10 protein-coding genes are annotated in these 16464 nt (G+C 28.9%); all 10 read right to left on the bottom strand.

Annotation, left to right across the window (positions count from 1 at the left end; translation table 11 throughout):
• Positions 1-49: 49 nt before the first annotated feature.
• The 10 genes from EJL03_RS08445 to EJL03_RS16055 all read right to left on the bottom strand — a co-directional run bounded on the left by EJL03_RS08445 (position 50) and on the right by EJL03_RS16055 (position 16008).
• A complete protein-coding gene (locus EJL03_RS08445; protein ID WP_125153528.1) occupies positions 50-673 on the bottom strand; it encodes a response regulator transcription factor in 624 nt (207 codons plus the stop codon).
• The gene (locus tag EJL03_RS08440) at positions 654-1748 is read right to left on the bottom strand and encodes a sensor histidine kinase (protein WP_125153527.1); all 1095 of its coding nucleotides are present in this window, start codon (positions 1746-1748) and stop codon (positions 654-656) included. The genes EJL03_RS08445 and EJL03_RS08440 overlap by 20 nt, the downstream gene beginning before the upstream one ends.
• Positions 1749-1897: 149 nt before the next feature.
• Entirely contained in the window at positions 1898-2989 is a 1092-nt protein-coding gene (locus EJL03_RS08435) for an ABC transporter permease (RefSeq protein WP_243108681.1), read from the bottom strand.
• 11 nt (positions 2990-3000) lie between these two features.
• A complete protein-coding gene (locus EJL03_RS08430; RefSeq protein ID WP_125153525.1) occupies positions 3001-4134 on the bottom strand; it encodes an ABC transporter permease in 1134 nt (377 codons plus the stop codon).
• Between the two features lie 11 nt (positions 4135-4145).
• Positions 4146-5078: an ABC transporter ATP-binding protein gene (locus tag EJL03_RS08425; RefSeq protein ID WP_125153524.1), complete on the bottom strand. Its 933-nt coding sequence runs from the start codon at positions 5076-5078 to the stop codon at positions 4146-4148.
• 334 nt (positions 5079-5412) lie between these two features.
• Positions 5413-8037: an ABC transporter permease gene (locus EJL03_RS08420; protein WP_125153523.1), complete on the bottom strand. Its 2625-nt coding sequence runs from the start codon at positions 8035-8037 to the stop codon at positions 5413-5415.
• Entirely contained in the window at positions 8034-8717 is a 684-nt protein-coding gene (locus EJL03_RS08415; protein WP_125153522.1) for an ABC transporter ATP-binding protein, read from the bottom strand. Before EJL03_RS08415 ends, EJL03_RS08420 begins: the two co-directional genes overlap by 4 nt.
• 467 nt (positions 8718-9184) lie before the next feature.
• Positions 9185-14239 carry a DUF6923 family protein gene (locus EJL03_RS08410; protein WP_125153521.1) on the bottom strand — a complete coding sequence of 1685 codons (5055 nt, stop codon included), beginning with the start codon at positions 14237-14239 and terminating at the stop codon, positions 9185-9187.
• A gap of 485 nt (positions 14240-14724) precedes the next feature.
• On the bottom strand, positions 14725-15609 hold the full coding sequence (locus tag EJL03_RS16060) for an NlpC/P60 family protein (RefSeq protein WP_164509043.1): 885 nt from the start codon (positions 15607-15609) through the stop codon (positions 14725-14727).
• Positions 15610-15843: 234 nt separating this feature from the next.
• Positions 15844-16008, bottom strand: a complete 165-nt coding sequence (locus EJL03_RS16055) for a hypothetical protein (RefSeq protein ID WP_164509042.1) — start codon at positions 16006-16008, stop codon at positions 15844-15846.
• Positions 16009-16464: the final 456 nt, after the last annotated feature.

The following is a 16464-nucleotide window of genomic DNA, read 5'->3' as shown; positions in this document are numbered from 1 at the left end:
AACATGGTTCCTTATTTTTATTCTGTATATTTATATAAATAATAGTAAATCACTCTATATTTTTTAAAAAATATATTGCAAGTTGTGTTCTATCCCTTAATTGTAATTTTTCAAGCAAATTCGTTACATAATTTCTAATAGTACCTTCGCTTAAATAAAGCTTTTTTGAAATTTCCCTATTGGATAATCCTTGCCCTATTAGTTTTAGTACTTGAAATTCCCTTTCTGTTAGAAGTATTTTTTCTTCAGTTTTTTTATTTTCTCCTATCATACCCATTATTGAATTTAGAATTTCACTTTGAAATACTCCATTACCATTATAAACTGTTCTAATACTATTTATAATATTATCTGATGATTGATTTTTAAGTATATATCCCTCAGCTCCATTTTTTATTGCCTGAGCTATATATTCATCATCTTTAAAGGTAGTTAATATAATAACTTTAATACTCGGATTTTCCTTTTTTATTTCTTTTGTGGCCAAAACTCCATCTAAAATTGGCATTCTTACATCCATAAGTACTATATCAGCCTCATTTTTTCTACAAAACTCTATTGCCTCATTACCATTAGATACTGTGCCAATAACCTTAATATCTCCTTCAAGCTCTAAAATTAATTTAAGACTGTCTCTTATCAACCCATCATCATCAGCTATTACAATCTTCAAAAATATTCACCTCTAACTCCCCAATTGGAATAATACATACTATTAAAAACCCCTCTTTAGAATCTATAGAAATACTCCCTCCAATATTTTTTATCCTCTCCTTCATACCACTAATACCTAACCCCTCTTTTATCTCATTGCACCCTACTCCATTATCCTTTATATATAATCTTATATATTTTTCGTTTCTTTCTAAATTTATATAAATTTTTTCTGCATTAGAGTATTTTGAAGCGTTTGTTAATGATTCTTTAATGTTTGTAGCTATAATTTCCATTATATTTGAAGGAATATTATTAAAATCTCCTCTGTAATTAAAATTAACCTTACAATAATTAAAGTTTTCTATTATTTTATTTATATAATTTATTCCAGTAGTCTCTAAGGATTTTATATTATACACCGTCTCTTTTAATAGACTTAAAGCCTTAGAAAGCTCTTCAATAGATTTGTCCAATAACTCATAAGACTTTTCTTGATTTATATTTTTTAGTTTAGATGCTGCTTGTAATTGCATATAAATACCTGCAATATTATGCCCTACTTTATCATGTATTTCTCTTGCTATTCTGTTTCTTTCTCTTACTTCTGTTAAATGTTCTATCTTTATATATGAATTAATAAGCCTATTTTTTGTTCCTTCTAACTCATAAGTTATTCTTCTTTCAGAATCATATAATCTCTTATATTTTTTCTGTTCTTTTATATATTTACTGTAAGTATATCCATAAAAAATTACTATAAAAAATAACAGTGTATAAATTGGTATCTCTTCTATATTTAAATTTATAACAAAAGGTATTATTAAGAATAAACCACTATATTCCTCCCTCTTTATTAATTCATAAGAACAAATGCATAAAAAAACACTAAATTCCTTTATATAATAACTTATAAAAATTATTATTAAAGATTCTAAATATATAACTGCTTTAGATTTTACATATCTTTCTATTAAGATATCCATAATCATTGCTATTAATATAGAAGCAATAAAAAAGTAAGATATATTCCATTTTATTATACCTATTGCAATTATAAAAGCATAGAAACCCAATTTAAATAATTTTTCCAAAATATTCCCACCCTTTACCCTGGTTTTAATTTTTAACGAAAACTAGAAGTATATATATTATAAGGTTGCTAAAAGCCTAATACAAATAAATAAACCTTTCTAATTAAAATAGTGAAGAAAAAAAATTTCTGCACTATTTTAACTATACTTTAAATTATTATATCTTCTTTTCTCCAGCAGGCTAATAGAAGAAATACTATTGTAAAAAGAGATAATATTGATATTTCTGGCAATATATTGTATAAGCTATTATTATACATAAGTTTATTTACAGCCCTTAACATCCAGGTTATAGGAATAAAATTAGAAATTTTCTGTAGTATTTCTGGCATAATCTCTATTGGCCAAAAGCACCCTCCTAGCATTGCCATTGGAGTAATTGTAATGTTTGAAATGGTAGAAACAGTCCTTAAATCCTTTGAATTACTGCATAAAAATAATGCAAAGGATACAATAAACACAGAATAAAACATAAACAATAAAAAAGTTTCAAAAAGAGAGGGGATTTGCATTTTTAATATCCCTATAATAAAAGCAAATATCACTATAATTTGTAATAATAAAACTACTAAGAAACTTAATAAATTTTGAATAGTATACTTTTTAGGACTAACTGGTGCTGTAAATATTCTATAATATATTTTACTTTGTTTGTCTTTCAAAACTATAGAAGTAATATTAACACCTAGCATTAACATATTAAATGCCAAAAATCCCAAGGAAAAAGATATATTTTTCTTACTTACTAAAGTATTATTAGTATTTTTATTTTGTACATTAAGTATTCCTTCATTATATTTATCAATTGCTTTATAAAAAGTATCCTCATCTCCTTTAGAAGATATCGCTATAGTTTTTGCAGAATTTACAAAACTCTCCATGCTGTATTTAGGGGCTTTAGAAGCATTAGTTCCATTTATAAAAAAACCTTTTATTTTTACATCCTGTCCCCTTATTATATCCTTAGTAAAATTCTTTGGAATTTCAATTATATAGTCATTTTTTAAATTTAATAAAAAATCTTTTATTTCAGACTGATCTATATAATTTATTTTATTTTCCTTCTCTATTTGGTTTATAAAAGCTTCTGTAAGTTTAGTATTATCATTGTCTATAACTCCAATAGAAATTTTAGCCTCTCCATTATTAAATGAAATAAGAATTATAATAAGAATTATAGGAAAGATGACCATAAATATAAAATTAGATTTAGATTTAAATATTCTTTTTAAATTATTCATAAAAATAACCATTAAATTGCTCTCCTTTTTTCAGCTATTAAAGATACTCCTAAACACAAAGCTGTTCCAATCCACATAGCTAAAATATTTGAAATAATTATTTCATTATTGCCACCATATATAGAATTAAACATTGCATTATGCGCCATGCCATTGGGTATAAATCTAATTATTTTGTCATAAAAATTACTATTTATAGGAAATTTAACATATCCCCCAGAAACTAAAGTACAAGCCACAATAAATATATTCAAAATATCTGCAGATTTATCATCTTTTCTAACTAATGTGCCTACTGCCATACCTATAAAATTAGTAAATACAGACATACTAAATATAATAAATATTATTAAAGCTATATCCTTACCATAATTAGCTTTAAAAATATACTTTGCAATAAACATTAGTAATAGCCCTTCTAAAAACACTGTAACTATAGATGAAGTAATATATCCAATTAAAATATCTATTCCTTTTGTTGGCGTATTTTTAACCCTTATTCCCTCCTCTTCGTATATCTCTCTTATAGAATACCTTCCATAAAGGGATCCATACATAAGGGTCATAACTAACATAGTTACTGAATAGTAGTCTATAGCCTTTGGTATTTTTCCATGAATATCTATAGAAGAATCCACTATACTATTTTTATCTACTATAGCTCCACCCTTTGCACCCATAGTATAAGAAGCATACATTGTATTAGCTCCATTTACAAATCCATTTAAAACATTTTTAACTATTTCTTTTTGAATAGTGTCTCTCTCACTATATAAGAATATATTAGATTTTTTACCACTTAAAATATTTGCTAAAGTCCCCTTATCTATAAATATAAAACTACTTCTTTCATCTACTGCTATAAAATTTAACCCTTCTTCCTTACTATTTACCTTTTTTACTTCTATTAAATCCTTTAATTTATTTGAAGTTATATAACTCTCAAAGTTATTAGAAAGCTCTCCTTCATCCTTAATACAATAATACACCTTTGACCTTTTTATATTTCCAGGTGTAAAATCACTTTTTAAAGCTGTTCCTAAAATTAATATCAAAATCACAGGAAGTAGTAACATATTAATTAAGCTTTTCTTGTTTCTAAGATTTATTTTTAATTTATAAAATATAATATATATAATTTTCATAAATATATCTCCTAATCCCTTAATTTTCTACCTGTAAGTGTTAAAAAAACTCCTTCTAAAGTTGGCTTATCCACATTTATTTTATTTATATCCACATTATTGTTTACAATTACATCTATAATTGCTCCTAAATTTCTACTATTATTCTTTGATACTACTTCTAAGAATTTTTCATTTACTATACAGTCCTTTACCCCCTGTATCTTTTTTATACTATCTACTATAGTGTAATTCATTCCAGAAAGTTCCATAGTTATTTTATCTTCAGTTGAAATTAGGGACTTTAATTCTTCATTTGTCCCTCTTGCAATTATTTTCCCTTTATCCATTATTACTATTTCATCACATATTTCTTCTATCTCTTCCATGTAGTGAGATGTATATATTACTGTTGATCCCATTTTATTTAGTTTTTTTACAGATGATAAAATGTGTTTTCTAGACTGTGGATCTATTCCAACGGTAGGCTCATCCATAATTATTAACTTAGGTTTATGAACTATAGCACAAGCTATATTAAGCCTTCTTCTCATTCCTCCAGAATATTGCTGAGGATAGCTCTCTTTCCTATCCCATAACCCTGTAAATTCTAAAGCATCCTTTACACTGTTTTTTAGATTTTCGCCTTTAAGGCCATATAGTCTTCCAAAGAAGGTCACATTTTCATATGCCTTTAAATCATCAAATAAAGCAACCTCTTGTGGCACAATTCCTATCTTAGACTTTATCTCCATCTCATACTTATATAACTCCTTGCCAAAAACGAATATTTTACCAGAATCTATTTTAGAAAGTGCCATTATTGTATTTATGGTAGTAGTCTTACCTGCACCATTAGGACCCAAAAGTCCAACTATTTTTCCCTCTTTTATAGCTAAATTAACATTATCAACAGCTAGAAAATCACCATACCTTTTCACTAAGTTTTTTATTTCAAGTATCATAAAATCCCTTCTTTCACTTTAAAATAAAATATCTTTTCTTCTCTATGATAATAGATTACTAAAATTAACCTTTTCTTTGTAGTGATAAAAATAACAACTGTATAGTGACATTTATCATATTAAATTACTTTATTTTCATATAATATGTACAAAAATAGAGGAACCTTAAACTCATGATTCCTCTTTATAACTATATATATTTAATTCTAGCTTTAAATAAAAAACTATTCTCTATTATGAGAATAGTTTTTTATACTACTTAACGGAAGCATCCTTTTTTCTCCTTTAAAAATACATACACCCATGAAATATATAATAAGTTTTTAATCTGTTATTACTCTTCCCCTCTTATATTTTCTATTATATTTTCTCTGTTTATTTTTCTTAGCGGTATATAAGTAGAAGCTAAAGATATTATAATTACTCCAACTACCGCAGTTAGTATTTCCTTTTTAGGAATTGCCCATTGAAACTCTCTTATGTCTGTCATTATTTTAAATAATCTATAGGAAAGTGCTGTTCCAATAATGCCTCCATATATAGATGCAATTATGCCATAATATATTCCTTCAAGACATACCATCTTAGTCATCTTGCTTTTATTCATTCCTACGGCTCTTAGCATAGCTAATTCTCTTTTTCTTAGAATCAAATTAGTACTTATAGTATTTATAATATTTAATGCTCCAATTAAGCTTATTACCACTACAAAACCATATAAACATATATTTACGGCTATAGCTCCATCTCTATTCTTTTTAGATTCCTCCATATGGTCAATATAATTATATCTAGGATCTTTCTCACTTAAAACTTTTAAATAACTTGCAACACTGTCTTTATTTGCACCTTCCTTTAGCTGGATAAATACTGTGCTAATATTACTATTTCCAATGATATTTTTATAAATCTTTTCTGAAGTTATAAGACTTACTGACTCATTAAAATTATATTCATGGTCTAAAACTCCTTTATCTAAAATTCCTAAAACTTTAACTTTTTTAATTTTAGATATATCTATTTTATTACTATCACCTAATTTATCATCAATTATATCAATATAATCTCCAACTTTATAATCTGTTGTATCCATAATAATGGGTTTATGGGTAGCATCATCAATTAATTTACTAGTTTTTAAAAGTATTACTCCATTTTCATTATTTAATTTTTCTATATCTACAGCTCCTTCTTTAATATATTTTTTTAGCTCGGGTAATACCTTATCTCCATACGAAATTATATTATTATTACGAAAACAAAACTTACCATCTTTTTTTTCTTCATTTATAAATGGCATTGCTTTAAACATTCTCGGATTTACTTTTTCCTCAGGTACTAAAATACACCTTGATTCTTTCCTAACTGCGTATGTTTTTTCAACCTCTTTAAATTTTTGAATATCATTTAAAACAGATAAACTTATTTCCTTTTGTGGTTGCCCATACTTCCATAAAACAAAATCTTTTAAGTCCTTCTCTTGTGCTGCTCCAAATTTGTAAACATAGGTTGCAAAACTTCCAAAAACCACATAAAGTACTATACTTATAATTAAAGAAAATACAGTAATTCTAAATTTCTTTCTATTCCTCTTAAGGTTTTTATAAGCAATTTCTCCTTCAATACCAAAGATTTTATTTGCTAGTCTAGATTTTTTTACTTTCTTTATATTTTCCTTTTTAAAACTTCCCGCATTTCTAACTGCCTCTAGTGGAGACACTTTAGCTGCCTTTCTGGCAGGGCCTATAACTGATAAATAAATTGTTATTAACCCAATTAAAGCACTTATTATAAAAACTACAGGAGATAAAACTACCTTAATCTCATTTCTTAGCAATACTCCCAATATACGAATTACTACTTCCATAGCCAAAATTCCACTTAAAAGTCCCAAAGGAATACCTATTAAACTTAAAATAAAAGCCTCCTTTAAAACCAAACCCTTTATTTGATTAGGTGCTGCTCCTGTACATCTAAGTATACCAAATTGCGAAACTCTCTCTAAAACCGATATATTAAATATATTATAAATAACTGCTGCAGTACTTATAATAATTAAAACAACTATAAACACAACTACAGATGTTAATCCTCTATTTAAAGATTCATTTATGCTTTCTGCATAAAATCTTAAAAGCCCTTCATTGTATTCGATATTATAGTTATATTTTCCATTTTGATTCACTATTTTCTTAAGTTCTAGATTATTAGCTATTCTTTCACACTTTTCATGAACACCTTTTGGAGAAACCATCTTTGTAAATACACTATATTTAAATTCATTTAATATATTAAATTCATTTAAAAAAGTTATTCCTTTTGTATTGTAGCCTCCCGGATATGAAATAGATAACTCATATGTACCTACTATTTTATATTCCTTTTCTCCCTTTTTATTAAATATATCTTTTTCAATAATTTCTTTATTTTTGCTTTTAGTTTTATTAACCTCTTTTTCACCTACAACCAATTTAATTTTATCTCCTATTTTAGGTTTTAAAGGTAAATAATCAAGAGCCCAATACTCTAATAATATTTCATTTTCATTTCTAGGAAGTCTACCATCCTTTAATTTAATAGGTAGCATTTCAAAAGCCCTATTGTCATAACCTTCTATATTTAAATATCGATACATAGGTGCTTTAGGATTTACAACTCTTTCCTCTTCTTTTACATTAGAAAGTATTCCAGAGCCCTCATCACTTACTACCGCAATTTTTTCTATTTCCACATTGTTATTTAATTTGTTAACTAAATCATTATTAAGTTCCATAAACTTTGCATGATAGTGGCCTTTTGCTTTTATAGCACTTTCTATATATTGTCCCCTTATACTTACAAGCATAGTCCCTATAGCACTAATTAATGCAACTGCAAGAACTATACCTAGTATAGTAAGTATAGTTCTTTTTTTCTGCCCTTTTAAATATCTAAAAGTGATAGTGTTATACTTTTTCATCTCTTAATCACCTCATCTTTAACCACACACCCATCCTCTATAGTTATTATTCTATCTGCCTGAGATGCAATATTTAAGTCATGAGTTATGATTATTAATGTTTGATGATATTTTTGAACAGAAAATCTAAGTAAATCTATTATTTCCTTACTATTCTTACTGTCTAAGTTCCCTGTTGGCTCATCTGCTAATATTATTGCAGGTTTATATGAAAGTGCTCTTCCAATAGATACCCTTTGTTGTTGTCCTCCTGAAAGCTCCGATGGTAAATGATTTTTCCTATCTTTAAGACCTAAAATATTTAATAACTCATCCTTATATTTTTTATCAACTTTCTTATTATCTAAAAGTATTGGAAGAGTTATATTCTCCTCTGCTGTAAGTACAGGTATTAAATTATAAAACTGAAATATAAATCCTACCTTTCTCCTCCTAAAAACAGCAAGTTCTTTTTCATTTAGCTTGTATATATTTTCTTTATCAATTATTACTTTTCCCGAAGTAGGCTTATCCACTCCACCTAACAAATGTAATAAAGTGCTTTTACCTGAGCCACTTGCCCCTACTACTGCTACAAATTCTCCTTCATTAATAGATATATTTACATTCTTTAAAGCTTCAACTTTTGTATCTCCAAACCCATAACTTTTACATAAATCTATTGTTTTTAAAACTTCCATTACCATTTCCTCCCTATTGACTATTAAGTGATTCTACCCATGTAAAATTTAGTTATTCTTGTGATAACTCCTCTTTTAATCTGAATCCTAAAAAAACTTATCCAGTGGATATCAACCCTTTTTTCCCATGTAAAAAGGATAAAAGTGCTACAGATGATAGCCCTCAGATAAACTATTTTATATTAATTATAAAACCTAAAACTTACTAGGAGGTGTTTTTTATCTTACTATTTAGTAAGAAAGACCTATGATAATTAAAATACAATAGATAAGTCTTTGATGTAGCTGATTTTAAACCATATTTATTTCAATATTGAAATAAATAAAATGGAAATAAAAAATTTGTTTTGAAATGTTAATATATAATATCTTTATATAAATTAACTTTATTTTAATAACAACTATAAACAAATATACGCAGGGCTATTTCCATCCCTGCGTACAAAGTCTAAGTTATAACTTTAATTTTAATCCTTATTATAACAATCAATATTACATTTATTACAACAAGAATTTTTAGAACAAACCATAAAATATCTACTAGTTTTTATAGTGGCAATTGATGTGTTATTATTTAGATTTGGATCTGGCGTTGTTGACATTACTTTTGCGGTATTTATTATATTAGTTGTACATTTACATTTTGTATCTGATGACACTACCTTACCTCTTATTAAAATAGTTCTTGAAGACATAACTTTTAATGTTCCTATAACAACACTTCCTGTCCATGGATTAAAGGTTACTCCTCCATTTATTGAAAATTCTGGTCTTATAATTTCAGGCGGAATAATATCCATTAAAACAACATTTTCTGCATCTGCCGGTCCTGTATTTGATACTACAATTTTATAGGTTAATATTTCTCCTGTTACTACTGGATTTGGACTTCCTATTTTTATAACTGAAATATCTGCTAATGCATTAACTTCTGTATCCACTGTAGTTTCATTATTGTCCAAATCAGGATCTGGCGTTGATGAAATTACAGCAGCATTATTGGTTATAATTCCTGTAGCTGATGGTGACACTGTCCCTCTTATTAAAATAGTTTTTGTTTCGCTAGCTGGTATTGTTCCTATAATATAAATTATTGGCCATGGATTAAAGGTCACTCCTCCATCTATTGAAAACTCTGCTCCTATAATATCAGGTGGAATGGCATCATCCAAAACAACATTTTGGGCATCTGCTGGTCCTGCATTTGATACATCAATTGTATAAGTTAATATTTCTCCTGTTAATACTGGGTTTGGAATTCCTGTTTTTATAACTGAAATATCTGCTAATGCATTAACTCCTGTACCCACTGTAGTTTCATTATTATCCAAATCAGGATCTGGTGTTGATGAAATTACACTTGCAGTATTACTTATAGTTCCTATAGACGACGGTGACACTGTTCCTCTTATTAAAATAGTTCTTGTTTCACCAGCTGGTAATGTTCCTATAATATATATTGTTGTCCATGGATTAAAGTTTGCTCCTCCATCTATTGAAAATTCTGCTCCTATGATATCAGGTGATATGGCATCATCCAAAACAACATTTTGGGCATCTGCTGGTCCTGCATTTGATACATCAATTGTATAAGTTAATATTTCCCCTGTTACTACTGGATTTGGAGTTCCTGTTTTTATAACTGAAATATCTGCTAATGCATTAACTTCTGTATCCACTGTAGTTTCATTATTATCCAGATCAGGATCTGGTGTTGATGAAGTTATATTGGCAGTATTAGATATAGTTCCTGTAGCTGATTGAGACACTGTTCCTCTTATCAATATAGTTTTTGTTTCACCAGCTAGTATTGTTCCTATATCAAAACTTCCTGACCATGGATCAAAGTTTGCTCCCCCATCTATTGAAAACTCTGCTCCTATAATATCAGATGAAATGAAATCCATTAAAACAACATCCTGAGCATTTGATGGACCTGCATTGAATACATTAATTGTATAAGTCAATATTTCTCCTGGTATTACTGGATTGGGAGCCGATGTTTTTGTAATTGAAACATCTGCAGATGGTACAACTTCCACATCTACTGTAGATGTATTATTGCTTGGATTAGGATCTTGCGTTGCTGAGCTTACCTCTGCAGTATTACTTATAATCCCTGTAACTAATGGTGACACTGTTCCTCTTATTAAAATGTTTCTTGTTTCACCAGATAGTAATGTTCCTATATCCAGACTTCCCGGCCATGGATTAAAATTTGCTCCTCCGTCTGTTGAGAATTCCGCTCCTGTTATTTCAGGTGGTATATTATCCGTTAAAATAACATTTTGGGCATCTGCGGGTCCAAAATTTGATACTTTGATGGAGTAAACTACCATTTCCTCTGGAGTTATCGGATTCATATCTACAGATTTATAAACCCCAACATCTGCTACTTGAGTAGACTCATTAACCTCTATAACCGCTGTTGATGTATTATTACTTAAATTAGGGTCTAATGTTGTTGATGTTACATCTACAGTATTAGTTATAAAGCCTGGACCTACTGGAGCTACTGTTCCTCTTATTATAATAGTTCTTATTTCATCATTTAATAATGTTCCAAGATTAAAACTTCCTGTCCATGGATTAAAGGTTATTCCTCCATCTGTTGAGAATTCTGCTCCTGTTATTTCAGGTGGAATAACATCACTTAAAGTAACATCTTCAGCAAGGGATGGTCCAAAGTTTGATACATCAATTGTATAGGTCAAAGTCTCTCCTGATACTACTGGATTTGGACTTCCTGTTTTTATAACTGAAATATCAGCTAAAGCATTAACTTCTATATCTACTGTTGATGTGTTGTTATCCGGATTAGGATCTGGTGTTGTTGATGTTACATTTGCAGTATTAGATATAATGCCTATTGCTGATGCCGCTACTGTCCCTCTTATTAAAATAGAGCTTGTTTCACCATCTAATAATGTTCCTATATTAAAACTTCCTGGCCATGGATTAAAGGTTACCCCTCCATCTACTGAGAATTCTGCCCCTACAATTTCAGGTGGAATAGCATCCGTTAAAACCACATTTTCAGCATCTGCTGGTCCTGCATTTGATACTTTAATTGTATAAGTTAATATCTCTCCTGGAAATGCTGGATTTAAATCAGATGTTTTTATAACACTAATATCCGCTGTATTAATTTCGGTATCCACTGTTGACATATTATTATCCAAGTTGGGGTCAGGTGTAGATGAAATTACCCCTGCGGTATTACTTATAATACCTATTGCCGATGGTGACACTGTTCCTCTTATTAAAACAGTTCTTGTTTCTCCATTTGATAATGTTCCTATATCAAAACTTCCTGGCCATGGACTAAAGGTTATTCCTCCATCTGTTGAAAATTCTGCTCCAATGATTTCAGGTGGAATGACATCATCCAAAACAACATTCTGGGCATCTGCTGGCCCTGCATTTATTACATCAATTGTATAGGTTAATGTTTCTCCTTGATTTACTGGATTTGGACTTGCCGTTTTCACAACTGAAATATCCGCTAATGCATTAACCTGTGTAAATACTATTGATGTATTATTATTTAGATCTGGATCCGGTGTTGATGAAATTACATTTGCAACATTACTTATAATCCCTGTAGCAAATGATTCTACTATTCCTCTTATTAAAATAGTTATTGTTTTACCAGCTAATAATGTTCCTATATCATAAATCGTTGGCCATGGATTAAAGGTTGCTCCTCCATCTATGGAGAATTCTGGTGCTTTTATAGTAGGTGGAACTTCATCATCTAAAACAACATTTTCAGCATCTGATGGTCCTGCATTCACCACATCAATTTTATAAGTTAATACTTCTCCTGGTATTACTGGATCTGGGTCTGCTGTTTTAACTACAAATATATCTGCCACTGGATCTATTTGTAAATAATAATCTTCAACTTCTCCATCTGATGCTGGTCCTATACTCCTCGTATCCTCAGCCGTTTGTGAAGAATTTTGATTTATTAGCTCATCTGTTGTAACTCTAACCCTTACAAAGGTATGATCTGGTTTCAAATTAACACCTACAGGTACTGTAAAGTTTAATACTACTTGCTGCACCCCTGGATCTGATGGTACTACTACAACTGGTGTAGCCTCATTTCCCTGGAATACACCATTTTTATTAAAATCTATCCATCCATATACATTTCCTGGTAATCCTGTGTTATTTACTACATCTACTGTTAAAGAGTAGGTGGTATCTGTTACTAATAACGGCGTAAGTGGTAAAGTAGTACCATCATCTTGTATCCCCTGTAGTATATCATCTCCTGTAGCATCTGTAGTTAAATTTGCATAAGCATCATTTTCAGCTGTTACTTGAGTTCCTAAAGTTAATTGGTTTATTATTTGATGTCTAGGTCCATTGTTAGCAAGTAGTGTATTATAATTATCTACTCCCGTTCCTGAAGTTGGATCAGGAGCATCACCAAAATCTATTTCAATTAATGAATTATGACACATAGCCCCATCATTTATACTGGTTGGTACAGCCTGAGAAAACCTTTCACCAGTTGCGTTGTTTCCTGAAATTATTATACGGTAGACTCTCCCTGTAGCATTGTTTATAGCATATAAAGTTCCTGATGCATCTATAAAGGTAGCTCCATAGGAAGATACCCCTGGTACCCCTACTGTTGTTAAATTAGTAACATTACCATTAAAGGGATTTACCCTTACTGCAATTCCATCAAAAGTTACACCATATAATTGCCCATCAATTGGATTCCATGACCAATCAGATACACTGATAGGGGTTATTGGTACAGAATTTAAAACTTGACCAAAAGTAGCAGAGTTTTGATTTAAATCAACCTGATAAAAAGTTGCTGTATCATTTATATATATATACAAATTACCTTGATTATCTATATCCCCTGTTGTATAAAATACATTTGGTAATCCCGTAATAGCACCAAAATTTGTTCTACTGCCATCCCTTGAAATTCTTGTTAAATTATTGGTAGTACCAATCGTACCATATATCATATTATCTAAAACATTATATGCTATAGGATTTATCCTAACTCCCATATCTGGATTTATTATATTGTATTTACCTGTTACTAAATTTACTTCTACAAATTCGCTATTTGCAGCTGAGGGTGGTACAGCCACTTGATATCCAATGGGCCTACAAGTAAAAGTTTCCGGATTATCATGACCATAATTTCTACCATTAATGGTAGAGTTATTATCTATTTGGGTTTGAGTTACATTTATTGTTTGTGTTCTAAAAGTACTGGAATTTGTAAACCCTGCTGGTTGCCCAAAATTTGTTGGTGGACAAGTAGCGCCTGGATTTATAGCAGTTTCATAAACAGTATAGTTCCCTGCTAAATTAAGATTTGAAAAGATATATACTCCAGATGCATTGGTTTGAACAGTTGTACATACCCCGTTAGGATCACGTATAACCACATAGGCATTAGGTATTCCTGGTTCCCCTGGATTCAATGTACCATTATTATTTAAGTCATCAAAAACTACTCCTCTAATTGTTGCAGCCATAAAATTTCCTCCATTCTCATATTTTTAAATTATTTAATTCAAATTTTACATATATAGTTTTAGTGTTAAATTTACTTATTTGATATTACTCTTCAGTAATATATGATATGGGAAATTTTACTTTATGACATATAAATATAGACATAACCTACATATTAATATATAAAATCATTTCTTAAATCAATTATCAAATAATGGGAAAAATAATAAATTCCAATTATTTAGAATAATTATCATAACATTGGACATAACTAAAATTATTCATGTATTGTACTTCTTTATATTTTAACAATATTAAAAAACCATGGATTTAGTGTACCCCTATCCATGGTTTTTCTATATTTCTTTATTTAAATACTATTTCAATTGATTATGATTATAATAGTATTTAATACTATCTTAATCATAAATTAAGATTTAAAGTGAACAATACTATACTTATTTATAAATTCCCTATTATATAAAATTAATAATTATCTTAAGTATTACTTAGATAAAGAATTTATAGGAACCCACTGCTGTTTAACTCCTCTGGCTATTAAATACCAACCTTTATGCTCTGCATATATATCTACAACATCACCTTTTTTTAATGTCGCCACAACTGGTGATATCTTATCTGGATAACTTCTAACTTGTAAAGAAGATACATTTACCTTATATCTTTTTTTTATAGGGCTTGCATTTGAATTAACCTGTGGAGCCTTTTCTTTTATATAAGCTGACCTAATCCATTGCTGTTTAACTCCTCTAGCTATTAAAGACCACCACACACCGTCATACTCATATGTCTTATACACATCTATTACTTCACCATGGTTTAATGTTCTTACCACTGATGCTGCATAACATGGCGCATTTCTTATAACTTGAGGCTCTGTTATAACCACATACCTACTTCTTATAGGTGTAGCATACTTAGATGCTGGCTCTACATAAGGACATGATATAATTCTTTTTGCCCCATAGAAATTATACATCTTTGCAACCCTTACCTGATCTCCTGGTTCTGGTGAATGTATTATCTGTCCATCACCTACATAAATCGCCACATGTCCTAAGTGTGCCTCTGGAAAAACTAAATCTCCCGGTTGCAAATTATTTCTTGACACTGGGCTTCCTACTTCATATTGTTGATAACTAGTTCTTGGCAAATATATTCCTGCACAATTTTTATATACATATTGAACAAATCCTGAACAATCAAACCCACTTGGTGTATTTCCATTGTCTGCATATGGTACCCCAATAAACTGCATAGCATAGTCTACAATATCTTGTTTACTTGCTGCTTTAACTTGTCCAACATTTAGTGTTAAAACCATAAAGACACCCAATAAGATACTTAATATAGCTGTCCTCTTTTTCATGTTTTCTCCTCCTATATTATATTTATTTTGATAAATACTCTATAATTATTACATTCTTTACATTTAATAGAAATCCTTCTTTTTAATTTTTACTTTTTATACATTTTATGCATTTTAAATATGATTTATTAAAAATTAAACTTCTGTCTCACTTTAACAAAATACAATAATTGAAATTTTTTAAATGGCTCAAGCCATTGATATTTAAAAATATCAATGGCTTCTTAAATAAATTTACTTAAGTTTTATGTTAAATTTTAAATCATATCTAAACTCCACATTGTTAAAGTCACTTGTAACTATAGTATACTTTTCATTTGAATCTAATGATTGGAATACTTTTATAAATTTATCATTACCTTTAAAAATTTCTTTATTTTCACAATTTAATTTATCCATAGCGTTCATCAATTCTTTTTTATCTTATCTATAAAATTGGACTCATTAATTTTCATAGTTTCCCCCTTTTACATACCCCTCCTCATATAATTTTCAAATAAGAAGCTTTTCATAACCTTATACGAATATACTTAAGTCTTTCTGACAATATATTTAAAATAAATATTCACAAAAACATAAAACAGCTATTTAAACTGCCCCACGGTCTAAATCCCCAAATTTAAACTAATACTTTATAAAATATACAATTTTATATATAATATAATTGTAATTCATTTATTAATAATTTTTTAAAATAATTAAGATTAGGAAAGTAACATTAAAATAGATGAAGTTAAAATATACTTCATCTATTTTAATGTACAATATAGACATATTATGATTATTACTTTACATTGATTTAATAACTTATTTATATGAAAATTATTCTTAATATTTAATACTACATCTAAAATT

The sequence above is a fragment of the Clostridium rectalis genome (assembly GCF_900626095.1).
Taxonomy (GTDB): Bacteria; Bacillota; Clostridia; order Clostridiales; family Clostridiaceae; genus Clostridium_AS; species Clostridium_AS rectalis.
This window is presented reverse-complemented; position numbering and strand designations above follow the sequence as displayed.

Excerpts from the sequence above, each read along its gene's own strand:
- EJL03_RS08435 (WP_243108681.1), bottom strand. The coding sequence starts at position 2,989 with ATGAATAATTTAAAAAGAATATTTAAATCTAAATCTAATTTTATATTT.
- EJL03_RS08430 (WP_125153525.1), bottom strand. The coding sequence starts at position 4,134 with ATGAAAATTATATATATTATATTTTATAAATTAAAAATAAATCTTAGA.
- EJL03_RS08425 (WP_125153524.1), bottom strand. The coding sequence starts at position 5,078 with ATGATACTTGAAATAAAAAACTTAGTGAAAAGGTATGGTGATTTTCTA.
- EJL03_RS08420 (WP_125153523.1), bottom strand. The coding sequence starts at position 8,037 with ATGAAAAAGTATAACACTATCACTTTTAGATATTTAAAAGGGCAGAAA.
- EJL03_RS08415 (WP_125153522.1), bottom strand. The coding sequence starts at position 8,717 with ATGGAAGTTTTAAAAACAATAGATTTATGTAAAAGTTATGGGTTTGGA.
- EJL03_RS08410 (WP_125153521.1), bottom strand. The coding sequence starts at position 14,239 with ATGGCTGCAACAATTAGAGGAGTAGTTTTTGATGACTTAAATAATAAT.
- EJL03_RS16060 (WP_164509043.1), bottom strand. The coding sequence starts at position 15,609 with ATGAAAAAGAGGACAGCTATATTAAGTATCTTATTGGGTGTCTTTATG.
- EJL03_RS16055 (WP_164509042.1), bottom strand. The coding sequence starts at position 16,008 with ATGGATAAATTAAATTGTGAAAATAAAGAAATTTTTAAAGGTAATGAT.